The sequence below is a fragment of the Curtobacterium sp. PhB137 genome, from assembly GCF_003814955.1.
Taxonomy (GTDB): Bacteria; Actinomycetota; Actinomycetes; order Actinomycetales; family Microbacteriaceae; genus Curtobacterium.
Map to the genome: position 1 here is coordinate 1,039,297 of NZ_RKQO01000004.1, position 25,485 is coordinate 1,064,781.

General features: G+C 71.1%; 21 protein-coding genes. 19 read left to right on the top strand and 2 right to left on the bottom strand.

The features are described from left to right. The first annotated feature begins 14 nt into the window (after nucleotides 1-14). The 5 genes from EDF28_RS05380 to EDF28_RS19505 all read left to right on the top strand — a co-directional run bounded on the left by EDF28_RS05380 (nucleotide 15) and on the right by EDF28_RS19505 (nucleotide 7,462). Nucleotides 15-1,034: a DnaJ C-terminal domain-containing protein gene (locus EDF28_RS05380; RefSeq protein WP_123937418.1), complete on the top strand. Its 1,020-nt coding sequence runs from the start codon at nucleotides 15-17 to the stop codon at nucleotides 1,032-1,034. A 125-nt stretch (nucleotides 1,035-1,159) separates the two neighbouring features. Next, nucleotides 1,160-1,570, top strand: coding sequence for a heat shock protein transcriptional repressor HspR (locus EDF28_RS05385; RefSeq protein WP_123293837.1), 411 nt, complete (start codon nucleotides 1,160-1,162; stop codon nucleotides 1,568-1,570). A gap of 38 nt (nucleotides 1,571-1,608) precedes the next feature. Then, the gene (locus EDF28_RS05390; RefSeq protein WP_123937419.1) at nucleotides 1,609-4,014 is read left to right on the top strand and encodes a M60 family metallopeptidase; all 2,406 of its coding nucleotides are present in this window, start codon (nucleotides 1,609-1,611) and stop codon (nucleotides 4,012-4,014) included. A gap of 148 nt (nucleotides 4,015-4,162) precedes the next feature. Then, complete coding sequence (locus EDF28_RS05395) at nucleotides 4,163-5,308, top strand: class I SAM-dependent methyltransferase (protein ID WP_123937420.1); 1,146 nt, start codon at nucleotides 4,163-4,165, stop codon at nucleotides 5,306-5,308. A gap of 99 nt (nucleotides 5,309-5,407) precedes the next feature. Beyond that, a complete protein-coding gene (locus tag EDF28_RS19505) occupies nucleotides 5,408-7,462 on the top strand; it encodes a lectin-like domain-containing protein (protein ID WP_123937421.1) in 2,055 nt (684 codons plus the stop codon). 85 nt (nucleotides 7,463-7,547) lie between these two features. Here the strand turns inward: EDF28_RS19505 and EDF28_RS05405 are convergent, their stop codons facing one another. Then, nucleotides 7,548-8,378 (bottom strand): aldo/keto reductase, encoded by an 831-nt coding sequence (locus tag EDF28_RS05405; RefSeq protein WP_123937422.1) that lies wholly within the window; start codon nucleotides 8,376-8,378, stop codon nucleotides 7,548-7,550. 95 nt (nucleotides 8,379-8,473) lie between these two features. Next, a complete protein-coding gene (locus EDF28_RS05410) occupies nucleotides 8,474-8,893 on the bottom strand; it encodes a pilus assembly protein CpaE (protein ID WP_123937423.1) in 420 nt (139 codons plus the stop codon). Nucleotides 8,894-9,149: 256 nt separating this feature from the next. Between EDF28_RS05410 and EDF28_RS05415 the strand changes: the two genes are divergently transcribed. The 14 genes from EDF28_RS05415 to EDF28_RS05475 all read left to right on the top strand — a co-directional run bounded on the left by EDF28_RS05415 (nucleotide 9,150) and on the right by EDF28_RS05475 (nucleotide 25,484). Continuing rightward, nucleotides 9,150-11,891, top strand: coding sequence for a glycoside hydrolase family 2 protein (locus tag EDF28_RS05415; RefSeq protein ID WP_123937424.1), 2,742 nt, complete (start codon nucleotides 9,150-9,152; stop codon nucleotides 11,889-11,891). A gap of 112 nt (nucleotides 11,892-12,003) precedes the next feature. After that, a complete protein-coding gene (locus EDF28_RS05420; RefSeq protein WP_123937425.1) occupies nucleotides 12,004-13,500 on the top strand; it encodes a sugar transferase in 1,497 nt (498 codons plus the stop codon). A 171-nt stretch (nucleotides 13,501-13,671) separates the two neighbouring features. Continuing rightward, nucleotides 13,672-13,959 (top strand): twin-arginine translocase TatA/TatE family subunit, encoded by a 288-nt coding sequence (gene tatA / locus EDF28_RS05425; protein ID WP_123293839.1) that lies wholly within the window; start codon nucleotides 13,672-13,674, stop codon nucleotides 13,957-13,959. Between the two features lie 115 nt (nucleotides 13,960-14,074). Next, nucleotides 14,075-15,475 (top strand): MFS transporter, encoded by a 1,401-nt coding sequence (locus tag EDF28_RS05430; protein ID WP_123937426.1) that lies wholly within the window; start codon nucleotides 14,075-14,077, stop codon nucleotides 15,473-15,475. A 53-nt stretch (nucleotides 15,476-15,528) separates the two neighbouring features. Continuing rightward, complete coding sequence (locus tag EDF28_RS05435) at nucleotides 15,529-17,697, top strand: ATP-dependent Clp protease ATP-binding subunit (protein WP_123937427.1); 2,169 nt, start codon at nucleotides 15,529-15,531, stop codon at nucleotides 17,695-17,697. Between the two features lie 89 nt (nucleotides 17,698-17,786). Next, on the top strand, nucleotides 17,787-18,341 hold the full coding sequence (locus tag EDF28_RS05440; protein ID WP_123937428.1) for a DUF2231 domain-containing protein: 555 nt from the start codon (nucleotides 17,787-17,789) through the stop codon (nucleotides 18,339-18,341). 55 nt (nucleotides 18,342-18,396) lie between these two features. Next, on the top strand, nucleotides 18,397-18,519 hold the full coding sequence (locus EDF28_RS19510; RefSeq protein WP_260154542.1) for a hypothetical protein: 123 nt from the start codon (nucleotides 18,397-18,399) through the stop codon (nucleotides 18,517-18,519). 6 nt (nucleotides 18,520-18,525) lie between these two features. Further along, the gene (locus EDF28_RS05445; RefSeq protein WP_123937429.1) at nucleotides 18,526-19,179 is read left to right on the top strand and encodes a response regulator transcription factor; all 654 of its coding nucleotides are present in this window, start codon (nucleotides 18,526-18,528) and stop codon (nucleotides 19,177-19,179) included. Then, a complete protein-coding gene (locus tag EDF28_RS05450) occupies nucleotides 19,176-20,342 on the top strand; it encodes a HAMP domain-containing sensor histidine kinase (RefSeq protein ID WP_123937430.1) in 1,167 nt (388 codons plus the stop codon). The genes EDF28_RS05445 and EDF28_RS05450 overlap by 4 nt, the downstream gene beginning before the upstream one ends. A 47-nt stretch (nucleotides 20,343-20,389) precedes the next feature. After that, nucleotides 20,390-20,911: a hypothetical protein gene (locus EDF28_RS05455; protein ID WP_123937431.1), complete on the top strand. Its 522-nt coding sequence runs from the start codon at nucleotides 20,390-20,392 to the stop codon at nucleotides 20,909-20,911. Continuing rightward, nucleotides 20,908-21,969: a peptidoglycan-binding protein gene (locus EDF28_RS05460; RefSeq protein ID WP_123937432.1), complete on the top strand. Its 1,062-nt coding sequence runs from the start codon at nucleotides 20,908-20,910 to the stop codon at nucleotides 21,967-21,969. The genes EDF28_RS05455 and EDF28_RS05460 overlap by 4 nt, the downstream gene beginning before the upstream one ends. After that, nucleotides 21,966-22,688, top strand: a complete 723-nt coding sequence (locus tag EDF28_RS05465; protein WP_123937433.1) for an ABC transporter ATP-binding protein — start codon at nucleotides 21,966-21,968, stop codon at nucleotides 22,686-22,688. Before EDF28_RS05460 ends, EDF28_RS05465 begins: the two co-directional genes overlap by 4 nt. Further along, nucleotides 22,685-23,875: an ABC transporter permease gene (locus tag EDF28_RS05470; RefSeq protein WP_260154543.1), complete on the top strand. Its 1,191-nt coding sequence runs from the start codon at nucleotides 22,685-22,687 to the stop codon at nucleotides 23,873-23,875. The genes EDF28_RS05465 and EDF28_RS05470 overlap by 4 nt, the downstream gene beginning before the upstream one ends. A gap of 283 nt (nucleotides 23,876-24,158) precedes the next feature. After that, on the top strand, nucleotides 24,159-25,484 hold the full coding sequence (locus EDF28_RS05475; protein ID WP_123937434.1) for a sugar ABC transporter substrate-binding protein: 1,326 nt from the start codon (nucleotides 24,159-24,161) through the stop codon (nucleotides 25,482-25,484). The last annotated feature ends 1 nt before the right edge of the window (nucleotide 25,485 follow it).

Genomic DNA, 25,485 nt, shown 5'->3' on the forward strand with positions numbered 1-25,485 from the left:
GAAGGTAGGTACCAGTGGCCAGTCAGGACTGGTTCGACAAGGACTTCTACAAGGTCCTCGGAGTGTCGAAGGACGCGTCGGAGGCCGAGCTGAAGAAGACCTACCGGAAGCTCGCGCGGCAGTTCCACCCGGACTCCAACCCGGGTGACGCCGCGGCGGAGAACCGCTTCAAGGAGATCAGCGAGGCCTACTCGGTGCTCTCCGACAAGGAGCAGCGCCAGGAGTACGACCAGGTCCGTGCCATGGGCTCCGGCGCCCGCTTCACGGCGGGCGGCGGAGGCCAGGGTGGTGGCTTCGAGGACGTCTTCGGCGGGATGTTCGGGCAGCAGCAGGGCGGGGGCGGACAGCGCGTCCGCTTCGGCCAGGGCGGCCAGGGCGGCCCGGGCGGCGCCGGCGGCTTCGAGGACATCCTCGGCGGGATGTTCGGCGGCGGTGGTGGCTTCGGCCAGACCTCCGGCGGCTACCGCGGCTTCGGCGGACCGACGAAGGGCCGGGACGTCACGGCGTCGACGACGCTCGACTTCACCACGGCGATCGCCGGCGACACCGTCAAGCTGTCGCAGGGCAACGGTCGCCCGGTGAACGTCCGCATCCCCGCGGGGGTCGCGGACGGCCAGAAGATCCGGCTCCGCGGTCGGGGCGAACCCTCGCCCGACGGCGGCGAGGCCGGTGACCTGGTGGTCGCCGTCTCGGTCCGCAAGCACCCGGTGTTCGAGCGCGACGGGCTGAACCTCCGCGTGGACGTCCCCGTGACGTTCGTCGAGGCAGCGCTCGGCGCGACGATCGAGGTCCCGACGCTCGGCGGTTCGCCCGTCAAGCTGAAGGTCGCTCCCGGCACGCCGTCGGGTCGCGTCCTGCGCGTCAAGGGCCGTGGCGTCGCGACGAAGAACGGCACGGGCGACCTGCTCGCGACCGTCCAGGTCGCGGTGCCGTCGCACCTGTCGGACAAGCAGCGCGAGGCCGTCGAGGCACTCGCGGCGACCCTGCCCGACGAGAACCCGCGCGAGGACATCCTCGCGAAGGCGCGTGACTAGCGTCACGCACCGAATGCAGTAGACCCGGCCTGGAGGCGCGGCGCGGCTCCGTCAGGAAGCCGCACCGCGCCTCCAGGCTGGTTTTCACCCCACGCGAACGACGGAAGGAGCACGCCATGACCGACATGGACGAGAACTCGCCCGTCTTCGCGATCGCGGTCGCCGCGGAACTGTCCGAGATGCACCCGCAGACGCTGCGGCAGTACGACCGGCTCGGCCTGGTCGTACCCGGCCGTACTCGCGGCGGTTCCCGCCGCTACTCGATGCGCGACGTCGCGCAGCTGCGCGAGATCGCGCGCCTCGGCTCCGAGGGGGTGTCGCTGGAGGGGATCCGGCGGGTGCTCGACCTGGAGAACGAGAACAAGGACCTGCGCGACCGGGTGCGCGAGCTCGAGACCGCGTTGGCCGACCAGCTCATCAACCGGCCCGGCGCGCGCGTGTTCGCGGCGACGACGACGGGTGCCGCGGTGTCGCTGCGGGCCGGTGCGCGGCCGCAGCGGAACACGCAGATCGTGTTGTACCGCGGGCCGCGCTGACCCTTCCCGAATCGCCATACCGCATGTAAAATATCTGTATGCGATTGTTTCCTGCCCTCCCTGCTGTCCTCATCGTCACGGCACTCGCCATCGGTGGCGGGGTCGCCGCAGCGGCAACCGGCGGAGTCGACGTCCACGAGACGGTGATCGAGCACTCGGCGAACGGCGACGCGACGAGCGTCCTGGTGCACGGCATCGGTGATGCGGCGGCCGCGGCCACAGCAGAGGGACGGCGGTTCCGGCACAGTGATCTGCAGCCTGCCGGACGGTTCGTCGCCGCCGGCGACGTCGTCACCGTGTCGGTACCGACCGGTGCGCCGGCGATGGACGTCGCCATCGGGCTGATCGGCCCGTACGCGGCGCACAACTCGGGCGCCGATGTCGGGTACCAGCAGACGCGACTGACCGCTGGCGTGAACCGTGTCACGGCTCCGCACGACGGGATGGTCTCGATGGTCAGCGCGGCGGACACCGGGGAAGCGACGGTCACGATCGCCGGCGGTGTTGCCGTCCCGACCTACGTCCGGGGCCAGTCGACCGCCGACTCGTTCGCAGCGGACCTCCGGCGGTTCGCCGATGCACCGTTCGTCGAGGTGGTGTCGGACCGGATGTTCGGCGACTTCCAGAAGCCGAAGACCGGCACGGCCATCGCCGGTGCCGACCTCGCGGAGCGCACCGCGAACTGGGACCGGGTGATCGAGCTCACGAACGAGACGTACGGCCTCGACGAGCGTGCCGTCGGGACCTCGCACAAGTACCCGCACCGGATCCACATCGCTTCACCCGACTCCGGTGCCGGGTACGCCAACGCGAGCAACGCGCGCATCATGTTCCAGACCGGCACCGGTGCTGCCGCCGATCTCTTCCGGCTTCCGTTGAGTGGGCTGTGGGGGCTGTGGCACGAGATCGGCCACACCTACGAAGCACCGATCAACATCTTCCCGGGTACCGCGGAGACCATCACCAACCTGTCCGCGCTCGCCGTGCAGGACGGACTCGGGTTCGGGAGCCGGTGGGACGAGAGCATCCCGCTCCTCGAGCGGTACTTCACCACACCGATCGCGGACCGGGACTGGGAAGGCGCCCACGACCGGGTCCGGCTCCTGGCATGGGAACAGCTGCGCCGCGCGTTCGGCGACGGCTACCTGCCGAGGTTCTTCGCGGCGCTGCGTGCCGAGGCGGCGAAGACGAACGTGAACGCCCTGACCATCGACGACAAGCATGCGATCTTCGTCGAGGTCGCCTCGCGGGTGGCCGACCGTGACCTCGCGCCGTTCTACGACCAGCTCGGGTTCCCGATGTCGGACGCGACCCGCGCCGTCATCGGTGCGCTCCCCGACCTGCGGGAGCCCATCTGGGACAACGTCGACTCACGACACCGCATCGTGGAACGACTCGTCCCCGACTACGACCCGCCGGTCGGCGTGGTCACCGGAGCAGTGTCGCCCGTGCCCGTCGGCGAGCACGTGGTCGCCGCGCCGACGGTCACCGGGCTCGGGACCGCGAGCGGCCGAGGGAGCGCGACCGCCGTGGACGCCGCAGCGGTCGCCGATGCCGTCGGTACCGACACCGGACGGCTCCTCGTGCGGCTCCGGAGCGACACCGGCGCCGAGGACACGATCGTCGTCAGGACTGCGGCCGTCGGCGGGGACTCGATCGTCCTGCGCGGGGCGTCGAACCGCGTCGTCGGCGACCTGTGGCTCGATCAGCGGAACGAGGAACTCCGGTGGCGGGCGGTCACGTCCTACGACGCGCACTGGTCCTGGGGATCGAACGCCTACCTGACCGTCACGCACTTCGCGGCGGACGGCACGGTACTCGCCACGGGCACGGTGCAGGGCAACCAGACGGGCAAGGTCCTCGACGAGACCTTCCGGGACCGCCCGTACGCGGACGGCGAGTTCGTGCTCGTCCTGCACGCGCAACCGACGCTCCTCGCCGCGTACCGTTCCGACTCGCTCATCTCGGACTCGAGCGCGCCCCAGGCGTTCCGGATCGCGGACGGCAAACTGCACCTGACCGTGCCCGAGGCGATCCCGGGGTGGCAGTCCCTGTCCGGACTGCAGGGCCCGAAGACCGCCCTGACCCGCGGCGCCGACGTCGAGGTCGAGGCCGGGTTGCAGGTCCACGCCCAGATCTCGACGATCACCGGGGCGATCACGCTGACCAGTCCGGACGGCACGACCTTCGCACCCGGGCAGTCGACGCTCGCCGGCATGTACCGGAAGCCGGGCGAGGACTGGCGGACGAGCGCGAACCTCGTGCTGCGGGGCGGGACGCTCGCCGACGGCGGCACGACGATGCGGTTCACGCTGCAGACGGGTTCGGGGTTCTCGATGCCCCCGGGTTCGACGCTTCGCTGGAAGCCGGTCGTCCGTGTCCCGGCCGACGCGGTCGCGGGCGACTCGTCGCTGGAGCTGCGTGCGGAGGGCACCACCGGCTGAGTCCCCTGCAACGAGGAGCGCCCCCGGACCGACCTGCCGTCGTGGAGCTCGGGCGGCGACGTGCAGTCGCACGCTGGTCCGCGTGAACTGGACGCGGTCGTCCGCGCCGCTGCGAGGTCCGCCGTCAAGGGATGGGTACGCTGACGCGGTGCCAGACTTCGCCGACCTCTTCCGCCGCCGCGACGACACCGCCCCGGACCTCATCGCGATCGACGGCACCGACCGGTTCCTGATCGACGAGGCGCCGCACGTGCACGGGGACGCCCTGCGGCAGCCCGGCGAGGTGGCGGTCGTCGATGACCGTCTTGGAGTCCTGACCCTCGGGCTCATCACGCAGTACGGCGCATCGGACATCCGCGTCGTGCAGGACTCGCTCGTCGGGGAACGCGCGCTCGAGGCCAACGCTGGCACGTTCGGTCTGCGCGGATTCCACCACCCGGACTCGCTCGAAGACGCCTTCCGCGACGTCCGGCTCGTCGTGCTGCGGCTGTCGAAGTCACACGACCGCCTCGACGAGATCGCCCGGGCCGTCGCGCGGTTCGCCGCTCCTGACGTCGTGCTGCTGTGCGGCGGCAACGTCAAGTACATGAACCTGTCGCAGAACGACGTGCTGCGCCGCTCGTTCGGCGAGGTCACGGCTTCGCGGGGGCGGGGGAAGTCGCGCCTGCTCATCGCGCAGGACCCGTTGCGTGCCCAGGCGAACCGTGCGGCCGCGACCAATCCCTGGCCCAGATCGGTGCACGTCGACGACCTCGGCATGACGCTCGTCGCGCACGGCGGGGTGTTCGCCGGTACCTCGCTCGACCAGGGCACCCGGGTGCTGCTCGAGGCGATGGACGCCGCGGTGCCGACCGCGCGGACCGTCGTCGACCTCGGGTCCGGCAACGGTGTCATCGCCGCGGCGATCGCACTGCGGCGGCCGAACGTCAAGGTGATCGCGACCGATGTGTCCCGGATCGCGGTGGCGTCCACACGGGCGACCGCCGAGGCGAACGGCGTCGCTGACCGGGTGACGGCACTGCGCACCGACGCCGGGGACGAGCTCGCCGCCGGGTCCGCCCAGCTCGTGCTCTGCAACCCCCCGTTCCACGCGGACACCACGGTGACCACCGACGCGGCCGAGGCGATGTTCCGGAACGCGGCCACCGTCCTGCAGCCCGGCGGCGAACTGTGGTGCGTGTGGAACGGGCACCTGCGCTACCGGCCGGTACTGGAGCGCCTGGTCGGGCCGACCCGGCAGGTCCTGCGCACCCCGAAGTTCACGGTCACGGCGTCGGTCGCTGCCCCGCACTGAGGCCCGCCATACCGAACGCGGAATATCGTACGGATAATACTTGCGGACCACTCCGCGGCCCGTGCACAGTCGTCTCCTGCACCGTCAGAGAGGACTCCCATGCACACTCGTTCCACCCGTGCTCTTCCACCGCCGGCCCGTCCGCCTCGTGCCCGTCCGTCCCGCGCGGCCGTCACCGTCGCGCTGGTCCCGATGGTCGCCCTGGGCGCGCTCGTCGCCGGCGCGGGCGTCGTCGCAGATGCACCACCGGCCCACGCCGCCGACCCGTTCCCGGTCCACGATCCGTTCGTGGACCTGCCCGTCGGCACCACGATGCCGTCGGGTTGGGCTCGCATCGCCTCGAACGACCAGCAGGCCGCGATCGTCGAGAACGGCTCGGCGGGCAAGTGGCTGCGGATGACCGACAACGCCAAGTACATGGCCTCGGCGGTGTACAACGAGGTGCCGTACGACTCGAGCAACGGACTGACCGTCGAGTTCGACCAGCGGATGTGGAGCCCCACCGACACCGGGTACGCCGACGGCATCGGGTTCTTCCTGCAGGACGCCGCGATGCCGCTCGACTCCATCGGCCCCGTGGGCGGCGGACTCGGCTACTTCGACGGCAAGTCCGCCTGCTCGGCAGGACTGGACGGCGGTGTCGTCGGCGTCGGGTTCGACCGGTTCGGCAACTTCGCGCTGCCGGAGTTCATCCAGAACGCCGTCACCGTCCGCGGGGCCGAGGCTGAGTGCTACCCCGTGCTGGCGACGACGGGCAACCGCGGCGACGGGTTCCTCGAGGACCGCGGCGTCGACGCCGAGACGGCGACCTACCGGCACGTGAAGGTCGACGTCGTGCCCCGGGACGCCGGTGGCATCACGGCCATCGTCACGATGTCGGACGCCACCCCCGTCGGCTCCGAGCCGGCGGAGCTGCACCACCTGATCTCGACCGACCTGCCGGCGACGGCGTTGCCCGGCCAGATGCGCTTCGGGTTCAGCGCGTCGACCGGCGGGCGGGCCGAGTTCCACGAGATCCGCAACGTGCGGGCCACACAGCCGACCGACGTCGTGACCACGGCGTCAGTGGACACCGAGGGGCCGGTGACCTCAGGCGACGACGTGTCGTTCCGCGTCCGATCGGTCAACGACGGGCCGGCCACGATCGGTGGGCCCACCGACGCAGTGGCGCGGACGACGGCACTGATCGATGCGCTCCCGCTCGAGGACGTCACCTGGTCGTGCGAGGCCACGGGCGGCGCGTCGTGCGGTGCCGATCAGGGCGCAGGAGTCGTGGCGACCGACTGGACGGCGCCGCCCGGAGGACAGATCGAGTTGCTGGCCCGCGGGACCGTGCCGGCGACCACGAGGAGCGGGACGTACTCGGCGCCGGTGGAGAGTGTCACCGACTTCACCACCGGCCGGTTCGACGAAGGGCGGGCCGCGGTCGCGCGGGACGGCTCGGTGAGCGACGTCGACCTGACGAACAACACGGACACGATCGCGTTCGACGTCGTGCTGCCGGACGCCGTCGCCTCGGATGACGCTGCGACCGGACAGCAGGGTGAACCAGTGGTCGTGGACGTCGTGGGGAACGACGCGCTCGACGGCAGCGGTGCCGACCTCGGCTCGCTGCGGCTCACCGACGAGGGACTCGACGGTGCGGAGCTGTCCGGCGACGGCAAACAGCTGCGCGTTCCGGGCGAGGGCACGTACGTCGTGGACGACGCCGGGCGGGTGACGTTCACGCCCGAGGACGGCTTCAGCGGGGTCGCGTCGCCGGTGCGGTACGAGATCACGTCGAACGCCGGGCAGGTCGCGTCCGCCGAGCTCCGGGTGGAGATCGAGGCCGGTGCGGTCGACCCGACGCCGGGGCCCACGCCGGAGCCGACGGCGGAACCCACGCCGGATCCGACCACGGCGCCGACCGCGGGGCCGACGGCCGATCCGACCGCGGTACCGGGTGCCGGTTCCGCCGCTGGGCCCGGGGACGGTCCCCAGAACGCGTCGACCGTCGGCGGACCGTCGTCCGGCGGACCGGACCGGCTCGCGTGGACGGGCTCTGACGGGGTCCTCCTCGCAGCGGTCCTCGGCCTGGGGCTCGCGGCCGCCGGTGGCGTGCTCCTGACGCTTCGACGTCGCCGACTCGAGGTGGGCCCGGACGCCGACGCCTGATCCACACCGGTACGACTCCGGACGCGACGGAGACGACGAAGCCGCCCGGGTCTCCCCGGGCGGCTTCGTCGTGTGTTCCGACCGATCAGGCCGGGATGTAGTCGAACGTGTCCGGGTCCGGACCCGTTCGGTGGCCCTTGTCGAGGGTCGTGATGTCCGTCATGTCCTCGTCCGAGAGCTCGAAGTCGAAGATCGCGAAGTTCTCCTCGACGCGGGCACGCGTGACCGACTTCGGGAACACGATGTCGCCGCGCTGGATGTGCCAGCGGAGCACGACCTGCGCCGGGCTCTTGCCCGTGGCGCCGGCGATGCGGGTGATGGTCTCGTCGTCGAGTACGAGGCCCTGGGCGATCGGGGACCACGCCTCGGTCGCGATGCCGAGCTCGCTGTTCACGGCGCGGAGCTCGTCTTGGGCCAGGTACGGGTGCACCTCGATCTGGTTCACGGCCGGCGGGACGTCCGTCTCGGCACGCAGGCGGCGCAGGTGGTGGGCCTGGAAGTTGCTGACGCCGATCGAGCGGGAGGTGCCAGCGGCGTAGAGCTCCTCGAGCGCCTTCCACGTCGGCACGAAGTCCGAGACGGTGGGCAGCGGCCAGTGGATGAGGAACAGGTCGGTGTAGCCGCCGAGCAGGTCAGCTGACTTCTTGCCGTTCTCGGCAGCTGCCGAAGGGTCGTGGAAGCCGTTGTTGAGCTTCGAGGTGACGAAGATCTCGTCACGCGGGATGCCGGACGACGCGATGGCCTCGCCGACCTCCTTCTCGTTGCCGTACATCTCGGCGGTGTCGATGTGGCGGTAGCCGACCTCGAGTGCCGTGAGCGTCGCTTCCTTGGTCGACGAAGGGTCGATCTGGAAGACGCCGAAGCCGAGCTGCGGGATGGTCTTGCCGTCGTTCAGGGTGATGTTCGGAACGGTCATGGTGCCATGCAACCAAACGCCCCTCAGCGCGCATTCCGGCAACGTCCAGGATCAGCGACCCCGGGCGTGCCGCTCGTGACGAGCGGGCCTGCCGCTCAGGACAGCGCGGCGGCGATGTACGCCTGCAGGGCCTGGCCGTAGGCGACCGCGGGGACCTCGGACGCGAAGCTCCGGTCCGCGCCGGCGATCGTCGCGGTGACCGTGTAGACGATCCGGCCGCTCACCGACACTCGGGTCAACCCGATGAACGACGGCCCGAGGAGCTCGCGCAACTGGTCCTCACGCGGCAGCCAGAGCGACTCCGACGCGGTCACGGAGTCGAGCGCCCACTCGGTCGTCCCGTTGAAGCCGAGGATCGTGCCGGTGGGGGAGTCGTGTCGTTCGACGGTCATCTCGGACACGGTGTAGACGTCCTCGTCCACCTCGGGCTTGTCGATGACGAAGCGGTCGCCCGTCTCGGGGTGCCAGCGCAGGCCGGCGTCGCGGAGGGTCCTGGCGAGTGCAACGGTGATCACCTCCCCACCCTGCACGCGCGAGACCGCGCTGTCACCACGAAGTCGCGCTGTCACCACGTAGGTTGCCGAAAGCATCCCGTACTAGCATCGCCGAGCACCCCCACGCGCGAGCGCCACCCGATCGCGCGCGCGACGTGACGACGCCCGGGCAACCGGTGCCGCGCCTCCAGGCCGACCAACCGGCCACGGGGCGGGCCACCGGCCGGCGTCCCGACCGAGGCGACGGACACCCCGTCCGCCGAAGAGAAGGACCTGCATGACCCTCGAACGCGAGGAACTCCGCGACGGCTGGACCGTGACCATGGCCGGAGGAACCGGCGCGCCGGACGGCGTCGCGGGACGCAGCATCCCGGCGACGGTGCCGGGGCAGGTGCACACCGACCTGGAGCGGGAGGGCCTGCTGCCGGACCCGACCTTCCACCTGAACGAGCAGGCGGCGAAGTGGGTCGGCCGGGCCGACTGGGCCTACCGGACCGCGGTCGACGTCGACCCGCGCGGCCACGAGCGTGTCGACCTGGTCTGCGACGGCCTGGACACGGTGTCCGAACTGAGCCTGGACGGCGTCGTCGTGGGCACGACCCGGAACATGCACCGCCGCTACCGCTTCGACGCACGCGTGCAGACCGGATCCGGCGCGACGACGAAGGACCTCGAGATCCTGTTCGAGTCGCCGTACCGCGAGGCCGGCCGGGTCGCCGCGAAGGCCGGTAGCATGCCGGGCCCGTACGACGAGCCGTTCCCGTACATCCGCAAGAACGCCTCGAACTTCGGCTGGGACTGGGGACTCACGGCCGTCACGAGCGGTCCCTGGCGACCGGTCGCGATCGAGCGGTGGTCGACCGCGCGACTGCGCGAGGTCCGCCCGCTCGTCGACGTCGAGGCCGGCGAGGGCGTGCTCGACGCCCACATCACCGTCGAGCGCTCCGGCCTCAACGACCTGGACCAGGACGGCGAGGACGACGACCTGGTGCTCGTCGTGACCGTGAGCGGCCTGAAGGAGGACGGCACGCCGACGCGGCAGCGCTCGCGGGCGCAGCTGACGCCGAAGGACGACGAGACCGTCGTCACGGTGCGCGTGCCCGAGGCGCTGCGCTGGTGGCCCCGCGGCTACGGCGCGCAGGCGCAGTACGACGTGGTCGTGGAGCTGCAGACGGTCGACGGCGAGGTCCTCGACCGCGACACGTTCCGCACGGGCTTCCGGTCGACGCGGATCGACACGCAGGTCGACGACATGGGGCGCCCCTTCGGCATCCACGTCAACGGGACGCTGATCGACGTGCGCGGGGTGAACTGGATCCCCGACGACGTGATCATCTCGCGCGTCGACCGCGCGCGCCTGCAGTCCCGTCTGACCGCGGCGGCCTCGCTCGGCACGAACCTCGTGCGCGTGTGGGGCGGCGGTGTGTACGAGTCGCGCGACTTCTACGAGGTCTGCGACGAGCTGGGCCTGCTCGTCTGGCAGGACTTCCCGTTCGCGTGCTCGGCGTACCCCGAGGTCGAACCGATCCGCAGCGAGGTCATCGCCGAGGCGCGGGACAACGTCGCCCGCCTCGCCCGGCACCCCTCGCTGGTGCTGTGGAACGGCAACAACGAGAACATCTGGCTGCACGACGTGGACGGCTGGGCGGCCTCGCTCGGTGACCGCGGGTGGGGCCTCGACTACTACCTCGACCTGCTGCCGACGATCGTCGACGCGGTCGACCCGTCGCGCTTCTACACCGTGGCGTCGCCGTGGTCGGGCGCCGAGTCGCTGCCCGCGAACGACGTCGACCACGAGACGCACCACTCGTGGGATGCCTGGAACCGCCTGCCCGACACCGCCTACCGCGGCTCGGTGCCGCGGTTCGTGTCCGAGTTCGGCTGGCAGGCGCCGCCCGCGTGGCGGACGCTGCGGGACGGGGTCGCGGACGAGGTGCTGTCGCAGGACGCACCCGGGGTCGTGCACCACCAGAAGGCTGCCGACGGGATGGGCAAGCTGGCCCGCGGCATCGAGCCCCGGTTCGGCACGGGGCCCTTCTCGTTCGATGCGTGGCACTACCTGACGCAGCTGCAGCAGGCCCGGGCCATCGCGACGGGCGTCGAGCACTGGCGCACGCACTGGCCGCGCAACACGGGCGTGGTGATGTGGCAGCTCAACGACCTGTGGCCGGTGTCGTCGTGGTCGGCGATCGACTCGGCGGGGCGGCTGAAGCCGCTCGCGCACGAGCTGCGTCGGTTGTACGACGACGTCCTGCTGACGATCCGTCCGGTGTCGCGGGTGGCGGTCGCGCCGTCCGCCGTCTCCGGGCCGGCTGCTTCGCCGGCGTCGTCGCCCGTCTCACCGGTCTCCGGAGCGGTCGCGCCCGCCTCGCCGGTCGCGTCTGGTGCGGATCGGACGGGAGGCCCGGATCACCCCGGCCACTCGGCCTCCGCCGGCGAGACGGCTGATCTGGGCGACGTGGCGGACACCCTGTCCCTCGGCGTCTCGCCCGGTGCGTTCGGGTCCTCGCCCGTCGAGGTCGCCGTCCGGTCCACGCGCGGCGGCCACGACAGCGTGGTGCGCGTGCGACGGGTCACCACGGCCGGCACGATCCTGGCCGAGGCGTCGTTGCCCGTGCGCTTGTCGTCCGCCGGGGTCGCCGTCGTCGCCCTGCCCGAGTCCGTCGGCGTGGTCGACGACCCCGCGCGGGAGCTCATCGTGGCGGACATGGACTGGCGTCGGGCGGTCTGGACACCGGGCCCCGACGTCGACGTGCGGTGGGAACCCGCGCGGTACCGCACCTCGTTCACACCCGTCGACGGCGGGCTCGACCTGACCGTCGAAGCCGAGACGCTCGTCCGCGACCTGCTCGTGCAGCCCGACCGGGTGACCGCGTCCGGTGTGGTGGACCGCGGGTTCATGACCCTGCTGCCCGGGGAGCGCGTGACCTTCCGGGTCACCGGTGTGACCGAGGCCGACATCCCGGCGCTCCGTGCCGAACCCGTCCTGTGGAGCCTGGACCGCACGCTCGAACATTGATATACAGAACGACACAGTGATATATTTTGTGGTGCGCCGCTCGCTGTCGTGACCCGACGACTCCGGCGTCCGGTCGACCTCCCGTCGGCCCGGTCGACAGGAGGACCCCACCATGTCGCTCGCGATGCGCCCACCCACCGCTGCCATCACCGTTCCCCCCGCCGCCGCACCGACCACCGCGCCGCCGTCGGCACCCGCGGGTGGTCGCCGAGGCTTCGCCCCCGCCGTTGCCCTGCTGGACGTCGGACTGCTGGTCCTGGCGTTCGCGGTCGCCCACGTCGTGCGCTTCCCCTGGGAGCTGTCGGCCGTGCGACCCCAGGCCGGCTGGATCGAGTTCGCGACGGCTCCGGTGATCATCCTGGTCTGGATGGCCCTGCTGTCGATGTTCCGCACCCGCGACCCACGCATCGCCGGCATCGGCAGTGACGAGTACCGCCGGCTCGTCACCGCGAGTCTGGTCGCCGTCGCCGTGGTGGCGGTCGTGGCGTACGCCGCGCAGCTCGACCTGGCCCGGGGGTACGTGGCCATCGCCTTCCCGCTCGGGCTCCTCTTCCTCGCCGTCGGGCGGAAGGCCGTCCGCACCGTCCTGGCGCGCAGTCGTGCTCGCGGGCAACGGTTGCAGGACGTCCTGATCGTCGGTGACACCGAGGACGTCCGCTACGTCGGGCGACGGATCGCCGCGACGCCCAGCGCCGGGTACCGGGTCCGCGCGGTCGTGACCGACTGCGAGCCGGTGGGCGCGACGATCGACCTCGGTTCGGCGTCCGTCCCGGTGGTCAGCGGGATCGACGACGTCCTCGCGCTGGCTCGTTCCGAGGGAGTCTCGGCGGTCGTCGTCGCCGGCGCCGTACGCGGCGGGCACGAGCGACTGCGCCGCCTCGGGTGGCAACTCGAGGAGCACGGCGTCGAGCTCGTCGTGTCGTCGCCCCTCGCGGACATCGCCGCAGGTCGCGTGCACGAGCGTCCCGTCGACGGCCTGCCCTTGATGCACGTGGAGACCCCCGACTACCGCCGTCGCACGGGCAAGCGTCTGCTCGACGTCGTCGGAGCCGGCTTCGGTCTCCTGCTGCTGGCGCCCGTGCTCGCGGTGATCGCGCTCGTCATCCGGCTCGACGACCGCGGTCCGGTGTTCTTCCGCCAGACCCGTGTGGGCCGTGGGGGCGCGGAGTTCTCGATCCTGAAGTTCCGCACGATGTGCGTGGACGCCGAAGCGCGGATGGCCGCACTGCAGGCAGCGAACGAGGGTGCGGGCCCGCTCTTCAAGATGAAGGACGACCCCCGCGTCACCCGGGTCGGGGCGTTCCTGCGGAAGACGTCGCTCGACGAGCTGCCGCAGTTGTGGAACGTGCTCACCGGTTCGATGAGCCTGGTCGGACCCCGCCCGGCGCTCCCGCGCGAGGTCGCCCTGTACCAGGACTTCGCCGACCGCCGACTCCTGGTCACGCCGGGGATCACCGGCCTGTGGCAGGTCAGTGGCCGGTCGGATCTGGACTGGGCCGAGGGTGTGCGGCTCGACCTGCACTACGTCGAGAACTGGTCGTTCCTGCACGACCTGGTGATCCTCGCCCGGACGGTGCCGTCGGTGCTCCGGTCGCGCGGCGCGTACTGAGGGCGCTGCGGCGGATCGGCCCGGCGCCTTCCCTGTGCGAACGGTGTCCGTTCCGGGTCCCGGCCTGGGCATCGGGGAGCGGGAGAGTTACGATGGGGGGAACACGGACTTCCGCCGCGTGGGTCGAAGAAGACCTGCGGACGGCGACCAGTTCCAGATCAAGGAGTCATGATGCTCGGAAACCTCGGCGGCGTACACCTGCTGATCATCCTCGGGATCGTCATCCTGCTGTTCGGCGCGACGAAGCTCCCGGCGCTCGCCAAGGGCCTCGGGCAGTCGATCAACATCTTCAAGAAGGAGATGACCGACGACGAGAAGAAGGCTCAGGCTGGCGACACCACGGTGCAGAACACCGCGGCCCCGACCAGCACCGTGCCGAACGCTCCCGCCGAGCCCGCTGCCGGTCCGATCCTGAACCCCGGCCCGAGCGCGCAGCCGAACACCGACTCCCGGCGCTAGAACACCAGCTCAGGACACCCAGCCCCGTCCTGTCGGCAGCCCCCGCGACCACTCCGGTCGCGGGGGCTTCGTCGTGCGGGGCGCGCAGCGGTCCGAGGGGGCGCAGGATGAGCACATGACCACTGCCGCACCGCGCGCGACCGCGCCGCTCCGGGACGACCGGCGCACCGTGCTCGTGGTGGCGATCCTGTCGTCGTTCGTCGTCGGGCTCGACTCGAGCGTGGTGAACGTGGCGCTCCCCGCGATCCGGCAGGAGCTCGGCGGCGGACTCGTCGTGCAGCAGTGGACCGTGGACGCGTACCTGGTGACGCTCGGCTCGCTCATCCTCGTCGCCGGATCGCTGTCGGACGTGTTCGGCCGGGTCCGGATCATCACGTGGGGGCTCGTCGTGTTCGGGATCGCCTCGGTCGCGTGTGCGATCGCCCCGACGGGGGAGTTCCTGATCGTCTCGCGGGCGTTCCAGGGCGTCGGCGGCGCCCTGGTGACCCCGAGCGCGCTCGCCCTCATCGTGGCGGCGTTCCGCGGGGCAGCGCAGTCGAAGGCGATCGGCACGTGGACCGCTTGGTCGAGCGCGTCGACGATCCTCGGACCCGTGGTCGGCGGGCTGGTGGTCGACAGCATCGGCTGGCGGTGGATCTTCGTGCTGACCGCGGTCCCGATCGCGGTGACGATCCCGCTCGTGCTGCGGATCACCGGTGACGTGCACCCCGCGATCCGACCGCGCATCGACGTGGTCGGCGCCGTGCTGGCGGTCGTCGGGGTCGGTGGGGCGGTGCTCGGGCTCATCGAGCAGGAGCGGCTCGGGTGGGGCGCGCCCGTGGTGGTCACCGCGCTCGTGCTCGGTGCCCTGGCACTCGGGGCCTTCGTGCCGTGGGAACTCCACGTGACCCGGACGACCGGTTCGCCGCTGGTGCCGCTCGCGCTGTTCCGGGCCCGCAACTTCGCGGTGGGCAACCTCGCCACCCTGTCGATCTACGGCGCCCTGAGCATGGTCTTCTTCGTGGTCACCCTGTTCCTGCAGGAGGTCTGGGGGTTCCCCGCCTGGCTCGCCGGTCTGGCGACGCTGCCCCCGACGGTGGTCCTGCTGCTGGTGTCCTCGGCCGTGGGCGGGCTGGCGGGACGGTTCGGGCCGCGCTGGTTCATGGCCGCGGGCCCGGCGGTGGCGGCGGTCGGTGCGCTCCTGATGCTGCTGGTCGGTGCGCAGCCGGACGGGTACTGGATCGCGGTGTTCCCGGGCCTCGTGCTCATCGGGTTCGGGATCGCGCTCATGGTGACACCGCTGACCAGCGCCGTGCTCGGGTCGGTGCCGCAGTCCGAGGCCGGCGTCGGGTCGGCCGTGAACAACGCGATCGCGCGGATCGCCGGGTTGGTGATGGTCGCGCTCGCGGGCGTGGTCCTCGGCGGCGAGATGAGCGTCGCCGGCCTGCACCGGGCGGTCGTCGTGATGGCGGTCCTCCTGCTGGCCGGCGCGGTCGTCAGCGCCGTCGGGATCCGGAATCTCCCGGCGCCGACGTAAGTTGAGTGCAGTAGACTCAAGTACAACACCACCGCAACGAAAGGACGGAACGCATGGCGAACCTCCAGGGTGCTCCTGACTCGCAAGAGCGACAGAAGACCGCCCTCGAGCAGTACGGCGTCGACCTGACGGCGATCGCTCGCAGTGGCAAGCTCGACCCGGTCATCGGACGCGACTCCGAGATCCGACGCGTCAGCCAGGTGCTCACCCGCCGCACCAAGAACAACCCCGTGCTCATCGGCGAGCCCGGCGTCGGCAAGACCGCCGTCGTCGAGGGGCTCGCGCAGCGCATCGTCGCCGGTGACGTCGCCGACTCGCTCAAGGACAAGCGGCTCGTCTCGCTCGACATCTCCTCGCTCATCGCCGGCGCGAAGTACCGCGGCGAGTTCGAGGAACGCCTCAAGGCCGTGCTCAAGGAGATCAACGACTCCGACGGCCAGGTCATCACGTTCATCGACGAGTTGCACACCCTGATGGGCGCCGGTGGCGGCGAGGGGTCCGTTGCGGCCTCGAACATGCTCAAGCCGATGCTCGCGCGCGGCGAACTGCGGCTCATCGGGGCGACGACGCTCGACGAGTACCGCGAGTACATCGAGAAGGACGCCGCCCTCGAGCGCCGCTTCCAGCAGGTCTACGTGGGGGAGCCCAGCGTCGAGGACGCCGTGGCGATCCTCCGCGGGCTCAAGGAGCGCTACGAGGCGCACCACAAGGTCACGATCAACGACTCCGCCCTCGTCGCCGCGGCCAGCCTGTCGAACCGGTACATCTCCGGCCGCCAGCTGCCCGACAAGGCGATCGACCTGATCGACGAGGCCGCCAGCCGGCTCCGCATGGAGATCGACTCCAGCCCGGTCGAGATCGACGAACTGAAGCGCAACGTCGACCGGCTGCGTGTCGAGGAGTTCGCGCTCAAGCAGGAGAAGGACGACGCCTCGAAGGCGCGGCTCGAGACCCTGCGGAACGAGCTGCGCACGCGCGAGGAACGACTGGGCGAGCTCGAGCAGCGCTGGCAGGCCGAGCGCGCGAGCCTGAACCGCATCGGTGAGCTGAAGCAGCAGCTCGACGACCTGAACATGCGCAGCCAACGTGCCCAGCGCGAAGCCGACTACGCGACGGTGTCGCGCCTGGAGTACGCCGAGAAGCCCCGGATCGAAGCGGAGCTCGCGGCCGCCGAGCAGGCCGAGTCCGCCGACCGCATGGTGAACGACAGCGTCACCGACGAGGACATCGCCGCCGTGATCGCGCAGTGGACGGGCATCCCCCTCGGGCGGCTGCTGCAGGGCGAGACCGAGAAGCTCCTGCACCTGGAGAACGAGCTCGGCCGCCGGATCATCGGACAGCGCACCGCCGTGAACACCGTGTCCGAGGCCGTCCGTCGCACCCGCGCCGGCATCTCCGACCCGGACCGTCCGACCGGATCGTTCCTGTTCCTCGGACCGACCGGTGTCGGCAAGACCGAGCTGGCCAAGGCGCTCGCGGAGTTCCTGTTCGACGACGAGAAGGCCCTCGTCCGCATCGACATGAGCGAGTACGGCGAGAAGCACTCGGTGTCGCGGCTGATCGGCGCCCCGCCCGGGTACGTCGGCTACGAGTCCGGCGGGCAGCTCACCGAGGCCGTCCGGCGTCGCCCGTACTCCGTCATCCTGCTCGACGAGATCGAGAAGGCGCACCCCGAGGTGTTCGACGTGCTGCTCCAGGTGCTCGACGACGGCCGGCTGACGGACGGGCAGGGGCGCACGGTCGACTTCCGGAACACGATCCTCGTGCTGACGTCGAACCTCGGCTCGCAGTTCATGACCGACCTGACGCTGACGGACGAGCAGCGCGAGGACGCCGTGCGCGAGCTCGTGCAGCAGGCGTTCCGGCCGGAGTTCATCAACCGTCTCGACGACATCGTGGTGTTCCAGGCCCTGACGGCCGACGACCTCGGCCAGATCGTGTCGCTGTACGTCGACCGGCTCGCCCGACGCCTGACCGACCGCCGGCTCGAACTCGCGGTCACGCCCGAGGCGCGCGGCTGGCTCGCCGAACGCGGGTACGACCCGCTCTACGGCGCGCGGCCGCTCCGCCGCCTCATGCAGCGGCAGATCGACGACAAGCTGGCGCGGGCGATCCTGTCCGGTGACGTCCGCGACGGCGACACCGTCCGGGTGGACGTCGCCGAGGACGGCGACGGTCTGACCGTCGAGCCGTTCCAGCTGGCGGAGGTCGTCGAGGAGTAGGCGGCGGCCGCGGTGGGTGGGGTGACCGACGGGAGGCCCGGTGCCGGTTCCTGGGACCCGGCACGGGCCTCCCGGGTTGGCTGCAGGGCATGCCTGAGATCCGCGCGATCCGTCGCCTCACCGACACCGTCGAGCACGCGAGCGTGCTCGACAAGGCCGTCGACATCGACCGTTCGGTCGTGAACGCCCTCGCCCGGCCGAAGGCCCTGCGGCAGCTGCTGCACGGTGTGCCGTTCGGGCACCCGCTGCACCCGCTCATGGTGCAGGTGCCGCTCGGGGCCTGGATCTCGGCCGCCGTGCTCGACGTGTTCGGCGGGAAGGGCAACGCGAAGGCCGCGAAGACCCTCGTCGGCGTCGGCCTGGTGTCGTCCGGCAGTGCGAGCCTCGCCGGGTACGTGGACTGGTCCGAACTCGACCGCGAGCAGCTGCGCACGGGTTGGGTGCACCAGGCCGTCAACTGGGTCGGCATCTCGCTGTACGGCCTGTCGTGGTGGCAGCGCAAGAACGGCAACCACGGCGCCGGCAAGCTGCTCGGGTTCGCCGCGCTCGGCGTCGTGGGGGTGGGCGGGTACCTCGGCGGACACCTGGCCTACCGCCAGCGTGCCGGTGTGAGCGACCACGGTGAGGTGCCGTTCGACGCGTGACCACTGATACGGAAACGTTATGTGGACGAAACGCGGTACGTGAAATGCTCGTCCCATGGATCGACTCAGCACCGACACCGTTCCCCTGACCGGCCTTCCCGCCCGCGGCGGCCTCGAGTTCATCGTCCACATCGACGAGGCGGCGGGGGTCGTGTCACTCGACCTCACCGCCGCGTGACCAGCCGTGCGGGTCCTGGTCGTCGATGACGAAGCGGCCCTCGCCGACCTCGTCGCGAAGGGCCTGTCGCGGCAGGACATGGCCGTCGACGTCGCCTACCGCGGCGACGACGCCGACGAACTGCTGGCGGTGAACGATTACGACGTCGTGGTGCTCGACCGTGACGTCCCGGGGGTGCACGGCGACGAGGTCGCACGTCGGCTGGCGTCGCGCGGCAGCCTGACCCGCATCCTCATGCTCACGGCGGCGGCGACCCTGACCGACCGCGTCAACGGGCTCGAACTCGGCGCGGACGACTACCTCGCGAAGCCCTTCGAGTACCCGGAACTGGTCGCCCGCGTGCGCGCGCTCGGTCGGCGCAGCGTGGCCCCGGTCGCGCCCGTGCTCGAACGCGTCGGGATCGTCCTCGACACGAACCGTCGGATGGTCACCCGTGACGGCCGACCGCTCGACCTGACCTCGAAGGAACTCGGGGTGCTCGAGGCGCTCCTGCGAGCCGACGGTCGCATCGTCTCCGCCGAGGAACTGCTCGAGAAGGTCTGGGACATGAACATCGACCCGTTCACCGCTGCCGTACGGGTGACGATGTCGAAGCTCCGCAAGAAGCTCGGCCGCCCCGATCCGATCCGGACGGTCCCGGGCGAGGGCTACGCGCTGTGAGACGGCTCAGGCGGACCTGGAGCATCCGGGCCCGCACGGCGCTGACGTTCGCGCTCGCGGCGATGGCGCTCGCCACCGGGGTGGTGGTGTTCTCGAACGTGATGTCCCTGGCCGGGGTCGGTGCGGGTCTCGACACGACGGCGATCCGCGGTGCCTCCCCGGCGGAGACGTTCGTGACCGCCTCGCCGGTGCCGATCGGCGAGCGCTCGGCAGCGAACGACGCACCACCCTCCACCACGGTCGCGGTGGTCCGGCTCGTCGCCGTGCAGCAGTGGCAGTGGTCCGCGATCGGCATCGCCGGGGCGGGCCTCGTCGCCGGTGGCGTCGGGTGGCTGGTGAGCAGGCGCATGCTCCGACCGATCGACCGGATCACCGCGACGGCGAACCGGATCACGGCGTCGAACCTGCACGAACGCATCGCACTCGAGGGCCCGGACGACGAACTCCGACGGTTGTCCGGCACCGTCGACGACCTGCTCGACCGGCTGCAGACCGCGTTCGAGAGCCAGCGACGGTTCGTCGCGCAGGCGTCGCACGAACTCCGGACCCCGCTCGCGGTCCAGCGTGCCGCGATGCAGATCGGGTTGCACGACGGTGCCGGCGCCGATGACGTCCGAGTGGTGCGCGAGGAACTGCTCGCGCAGAACCGGCGCACCGAGCACCTCGTCGAGTCCTTGCTCGTGCTCGCGGAGGCCGATCGAGGGCTCGCAGGCGTCGGGACGTCGATCGACCTCGTGGCCATCGCCGACGAGGTCGTCGCGGGAGCCGCCGGGAGTGCGCACGAGGCGGGCGTGACCATCACCCGCGAGGGCCGAGCCGCGCCTCCTGGCAGACCCACCATCACGGGTGAGCCGATGCTCGTCCGGCAGTTGCTCGTCAACCTCGTCGGCAACGCCGTCGAGTACAACGAAGCCGGCGGCTTCGTCCGCGTCACCACGCGCGGTGACGGCCTCGTCGTGGAGAACTCCGGGCCGGTCGTGCCGGACGAGGTCGCGCCATTGCTCGTCGAACCGTTCCGACGCTGCCCCGAGGTCGCATCCGGCGGTCGGCACAGCGGCCTCGGCTTGTCGATCGTCGCGTCCATCGTGCACGCGCACGGGTGGCGACTCGTCGTCACCGCGCGCCGTGCGGGCGGCCTGCGCATCGACGTTTCGTCGGTGTGACCCCACGCGTACCGGGGACGAAACACCGGGTCCGCTGTGCTGGTCCCATGAAGCCATCCACGAAACACTCCACCACCATCATCGCCGTCGCCGCAGCCGTCGTGCTCCTGCCCGGCCTCCTCGCCGGCTGTTCCGGAGCGCCGTCGACCGACTCGACCGACACGGCCTCGGGCGGCGGCAAGGGGGCCGGGGCCTCGCTCGCGTCCTGCATGCGTGACCACGGGTACGACATGCCGGATCCGTCGTCGGGTGGGAGCACCCTGTCCCTGTCGGCTCCCGACGGCATCGACGACGAACAGTGGAAGGCGGACCTGCAGGAGTGCATGGGCGACGCCGGAGCCGGTGAGGGGTTCCAGGCGGCGAAGCCCGCCGGGACGCCGGAACAGCGGAAGCAGATCGCGGAGTGCATCCGTGAGAACGGGTTCGCCGACTACCCCGATGGTGACGATGCGATGTCCACGTACCGGCCCGACGACCAGGACGCATTCCAGGACGCGTCGTCGACGTGCTTCGACGAGGTCCTGGGCAAGGGCGGCAGCTCCGGTTCGAACACGACGGTGCAGCCGTGACCACCGTCCTGACCAGGCGTCGAGCGCTCGTCACGAGCGCGTGCCTCGTCGCGGTGCTCGCCGCAGGCGCTGGCACGTGGTCGTTCATCGACCTGCAGGCTGCGCCGTCCTCGGCAGCAGCCGAGTCCGGGAAGCAGCAGCACCCGACCGCCGCGGTCACGAAGGGCGACCTGACGGACTCGAAGGTGTTCGCCGGGAACCTCGGGTACGGCACGGCCACCGGGGTCCCCGGCGCCGCCTCGGGCACGCTGACCTGGCTCCCCGCGCCCGGGCAGGTCATCGGGAGCGACGAGTTCCTGTACGCGGTCGACGAGCGCGGGGTGCGGGCGATGCACGGCACGGTGCCGATGTGGCGCTCGCTCGAACGCGGGCTGACGGGCACCGATGTGCAGCAGCTCAACGACAACCTCGCCGCGCTCGGGTACGACGTCGCGCAGGACGACTCCTTCGGCCCGCGGACGCAGCGCGCCGTGCGGCAGTGGCAGGAGGACCGGGGGCAGGAGGTCACCGGCGTGCTGACCTCGGCGGACATCGCGTTCGTCGACGGGGACGTGCGTGTCGCGACCGTCGACGGGAAGCTCGGCCAGCCGGCGGAGGGAGGGAGCGGCGACGTGCTCTCCGTCACGAGCACGAAGCGCATCGTCGTCGCCACCGTCTCACAGCGCGACGCCGAACGGCTCGCGGTCGGCACGGAGGTGCGGGTCCGGATCAACGGCGCCGGGGCACCGATGACGGGCGAGGTCACCGACGTCCAACCGAGCTCGGGAGACGACGCCGGGTCCAAGGTCGACGTGTCCGTCGCGTTCGACCCCGGCTCGCGACGGCTGCCCGCTGCGGCGTCCGCGCAGATCGACGCCGCGGGAGCCACCGAGAAGGACGTCCTCTCCGTGCCGGTCGCGGCACTCGTGACGACGGGGAACGGCGCGTACGCGGTGGACGTGGTGCGGCGCGACGGCACGACGAAGCGGGTTCCCGTGACCCCCGGGTTCATCGCCGACGGCCGGATCGCGATCACCGGGAAGGTCGCGGAAGGCGACCGCGTGGTGGTGCCGGGATGAGCGGCACGGGGCCGGTCCTCGCCCTGCGCGAGGTCACGAAGACCTACGGCGACGTCGGCGCGCTCCGCGGGGTGACGCTCGACGTCGCCGCCGGGGAGCTCGTCGCGGTCGTCGGTCCGTCCGGGTCCGGCAAGTCCACGATGCTCAACATCGTCGGGACCCTCGACCGTCCCACGCAGGGCTTCGTGTCGATCGCCGGGAACGACGTCGCGACCATGTCCGACAACGCCCTGTCCGCGCTGCGAGCCGAGCACGTCGGCTTCGTGTTCCAGCAGTTCCACCTGCAGGCCGGTGCCACAGCGGCGGAGAACGTCGCCGACGGGCTCCTGTACTCGGCGACCGGGCGACGTGAACGGCGCCGACGCGCCCACGAGGCCCTGGAACGAGTCGGCCTCGGGCACCGCACCGACCACCGCCCGACCCAGCTCTCCGGGGGTGAGAAGCAGCGCGTGGCCATCGCCCGCGCGATCGTCGGGAGCCCCACGATCCTGCTCGCCGACGAGCCGACCGGCGCGCTGGACTCCGCCTCCGGTGCGGCGATCGTGACGCTCCTGCGTGCGTTGAACGCCGCTGGCACCACGGTCCTCGTCATCACGCACGACCTGGGCCTCGCAGCCTCGTTGCCGCGGCAGGTCCGGATGCGCGACGGTCTGGTGGAGCACGACTCGGCGGTCGGGCCGACTGGGGACATCGCCGCTGCCATCGGTGGTGGCCGGTGACCGGCGTGCGAGCACGGTTGGGTGCCGCTGACCTACTCCGGCTCGGGGTGTTCGGGCTGCGCACCAGACCCGGCCGTGTCGTCCTGTCGGCGCTCGGCATCGCGATCGGCATCGCCGCGATGATCGCCGTCGTCGGGATCTCGTCGTCGAGCAAGGCGAAGCTCGACCAGGTGCTCGACGCCCTCGGCACGAACGTGCTCACCGCCACGCAGGCCCAGGGGTTCGGCGACGTGCCGCCGTTGCCGTCCACCGCACTCGAGTCGGCACTCCGCCAGGACGACGTGCAGTCGGCTGCCGCGGTCGGCACCGTGGTCGACGCGGCCGTCTACCGCAACGAGTTCATCCCGCCGCCGGAGACGAAGGGCATCGGCGTGATGGCGGCTTGGGGCGACGTGCCGCGCGTGCTCGGCGGCGAGCTCGGGTCCGGGCGCTGGATCGATGACTCGGTCGTGGCTCCGCCGCAGGTGGTGCTCGGTGCGGCCGCCGCGTCGGCACTCGGCATCGACCGGGTCCGTGCCGACAGCCGCGTCTGGATCGGCGGGCAGTGGGTGCAGGTGGTCGGGATCCTGGAGCCGATCGCGCTCGCCGACGACCTGGACAGCCAGGTGTTCGTCCCCCGCGGCCTCGGCCGGCAGCTCGGGTTCGACGGGGCGCCGACCGCCGTCTACACCCGCGTCGACCCGTCGCGTGTGGCACCGGCTCGCGATGTCCTGGCGAATGCGATCAGTCCGGGGTCCCCGCAGGACGTCGGCGTGACCCGGCCGTCCGACGCGCTCGCCGCGAAGGACGCCACCGACGACTCGTTCACCGGGTTGCTGGTCGGCATCGGCGGCGTGGCCCTGCTCGTCGGCGGCATCGGCGTCGCGAACACGATGGTGATCACCGTGCTGGAACGTCGTGCCGAGGTCGGGGTGCGGCGAGCCCTCGGAGCGCGGCGGCGGAACATCCGCGACCAGTTCCTCGTCGAGTCGCTGCTGCTGTCGTTCCTGGGCGGGGTGGCCGGTGTGGTGATCGGGGTCGGGGTGACGGTCGCCTTCGCCCTGGCGCAGGGGTGGCCGGTGGCGATCCCGCTGTGGGCCGTCGGCGGCGGGCTCGGCGCGACCGTCGTGATCGGCGGAGTGTCCGGGTGGTACCCGGCCGCGCGCGCAGCGCGCATCCCACCGACGTCCGCCCTGGCGGCCGTCTGAGGCCGTGGTGGTGATCCGGGAGGCCCGGTGCCGGTCTGCGGGACCGGTACCGGGCCTCCCGGTCGTTCCGTCCACCCCGTCGACGCGTGGCGCAGATCATGCCTGGTCATGACCAGTCGCGTCAAGCGTTGGCGACGATCTGTTCGCCATCCGTGATCCCCCGGAAACACGCGGATCGAACCCGCTCACAGGGACCGATCCAACGGTTGACAAGGGCTCTCGGAAGGTCTTCTATTGCGAATACGCAACGACCTTTCATAAAGGCCGGACCAAGGGAGTCAACGTGACACGCACGCGTTTCGCCGCACTCGGTGCGCTCGGCCTGGCGGCCGCGCTCGCCCTCACCGGGTGCTCCGCCGGAAGCAACGGAGCTTCCGACGGTGGCACGAAGGCCATCGGCACACCCGATGGCAAGGGCAAGACCATCACCGTCTGGATGATGAACGGCGACCTGAGCGAGAAGGTCCTCGACGCAGCTCAGAAGCAGTTCACGAAGGACACCGGGGCGAAGGTGAAGATCCAGACCCAGCAGTGGGACGGGATCACCACGAAGCTCACCACGGCGCTCGCCCAGGACGACGCCCCGGACGTGGTCGACCTCGGCAACACCCAGGTGCCGGTCTACGCAGCGGCCGGCGGTCTCATGGACCTCACGCCGTACCGCGACGAACTCAAGGACGGCCAGACCTGGCTCACCGGGCTCGAGGGGCCGGCCACGGTGGACGACAAGCTCTACGGCGCTCCGCTGTTCGCCGGCAACCGCGCCGTCGTCTACAACAAGAAGGTCTGGAAGGACGCCGGCGTCACCGACGTACCGACCACCTACGACGAGCTCACCGCCGACCTGGACAAGGTCAAGGCCGCCAACACGGCAAGCGACTTCTCCGCCTTCTACATGCCCGGCCAGTACTGGTACGGCGGGCTGCAGTGGGTCTGGGACGCCGGCGGCGAGATCGCCTCCGACAAGGACGGCAAGTGGACCGGGAAGCTCGACTCCGACGACGCCGTGCAGGGCCTGACGGCGTGGAAGACGTTCCAGAACGACTACTCCGCGAAGTCGACGCAGGACATCAACACCGACAAGCCCTCGCAGAGCGACGTCTTCGCGCAGGGCAACACCTCGGCGTTCCTCGGCTCGGCGTGGGAGATCGGTTCGATCACCACGGCGAAGCCGGCGCTCGCCGACCAGATCGGTACGTTCCCGATGCCCTCGCAGACCGACGGCAAGACGCAGCCGGTGTTCCTCGGTGGCTCCGACCTCGGGATCCCGGCGAAGGCCGCCAACCAGGACCTCGCGCTGTACTACCTGAAGATCCTGACCTCGAAGGAGTTCCAGCAGGACCAGGTGTTCGGTGTGGACGGCTGGGAGCCGAACTCGACCGAGCTGCTCGACGCCGTGGCCGACGACGTCGACACCCTGCACAAGCCGTACTTCGCGGCAGCGGGCACGAGCCGTCCGACCCCGGCGACGCCGGGCTGGGCGACCATCGAGGGCGACGCGTCGTTCCAGTCGATGTTCGCGGACATCGCCACCGGGCGGAAGTCGCCGGAGCAGGCCGCCGAGGGCTTCTCGAAGCACCTCACGACCGCGCTGAACGCGCAGCAGTAGT

What these genes read in the sequence shown, in the direction of transcription:
- EDF28_RS05430 (WP_123937426.1), top strand. Translation starts at nt 14,075, where the DNA reads ATGACCACTGCCGCACCGCGCGCGACCGCGCCGCTCCGGGACGACCGG.
- tatA (WP_123293839.1), top strand. Translation starts at nt 13,672, where the DNA reads ATGCTCGGAAACCTCGGCGGCGTACACCTGCTGATCATCCTCGGGATC.
- EDF28_RS05390 (WP_123937419.1), top strand. Translation starts at nt 1,609, where the DNA reads ATGCGATTGTTTCCTGCCCTCCCTGCTGTCCTCATCGTCACGGCACTC.
- EDF28_RS19510 (WP_260154542.1), top strand. Translation starts at nt 18,397, where the DNA reads ATGGATCGACTCAGCACCGACACCGTTCCCCTGACCGGCCTTCCCGCC.
- EDF28_RS05465 (WP_123937433.1), top strand. Translation starts at nt 21,966, where the DNA reads ATGAGCGGCACGGGGCCGGTCCTCGCCCTGCGCGAGGTCACGAAGACC.
- EDF28_RS05455 (WP_123937431.1), top strand. Translation starts at nt 20,390, where the DNA reads ATGAAGCCATCCACGAAACACTCCACCACCATCATCGCCGTCGCCGCA.
- EDF28_RS05405 (WP_123937422.1), bottom strand. Translation starts at nt 8,378, where the DNA reads ATGACCGTTCCGAACATCACCCTGAACGACGGCAAGACCATCCCGCAG.
- EDF28_RS05415 (WP_123937424.1), top strand. Translation starts at nt 9,150, where the DNA reads ATGACCCTCGAACGCGAGGAACTCCGCGACGGCTGGACCGTGACCATG.
- EDF28_RS05440 (WP_123937428.1), top strand. Translation starts at nt 17,787, where the DNA reads ATGCCTGAGATCCGCGCGATCCGTCGCCTCACCGACACCGTCGAGCAC.
- EDF28_RS05420 (WP_123937425.1), top strand. Translation starts at nt 12,004, where the DNA reads ATGTCGCTCGCGATGCGCCCACCCACCGCTGCCATCACCGTTCCCCCC.
- EDF28_RS05385 (WP_123293837.1), top strand. Translation starts at nt 1,160, where the DNA reads ATGGACGAGAACTCGCCCGTCTTCGCGATCGCGGTCGCCGCGGAACTG.
- EDF28_RS05435 (WP_123937427.1), top strand. Translation starts at nt 15,529, where the DNA reads ATGGCGAACCTCCAGGGTGCTCCTGACTCGCAAGAGCGACAGAAGACC.
- EDF28_RS19505 (WP_123937421.1), top strand. Translation starts at nt 5,408, where the DNA reads ATGCACACTCGTTCCACCCGTGCTCTTCCACCGCCGGCCCGTCCGCCT.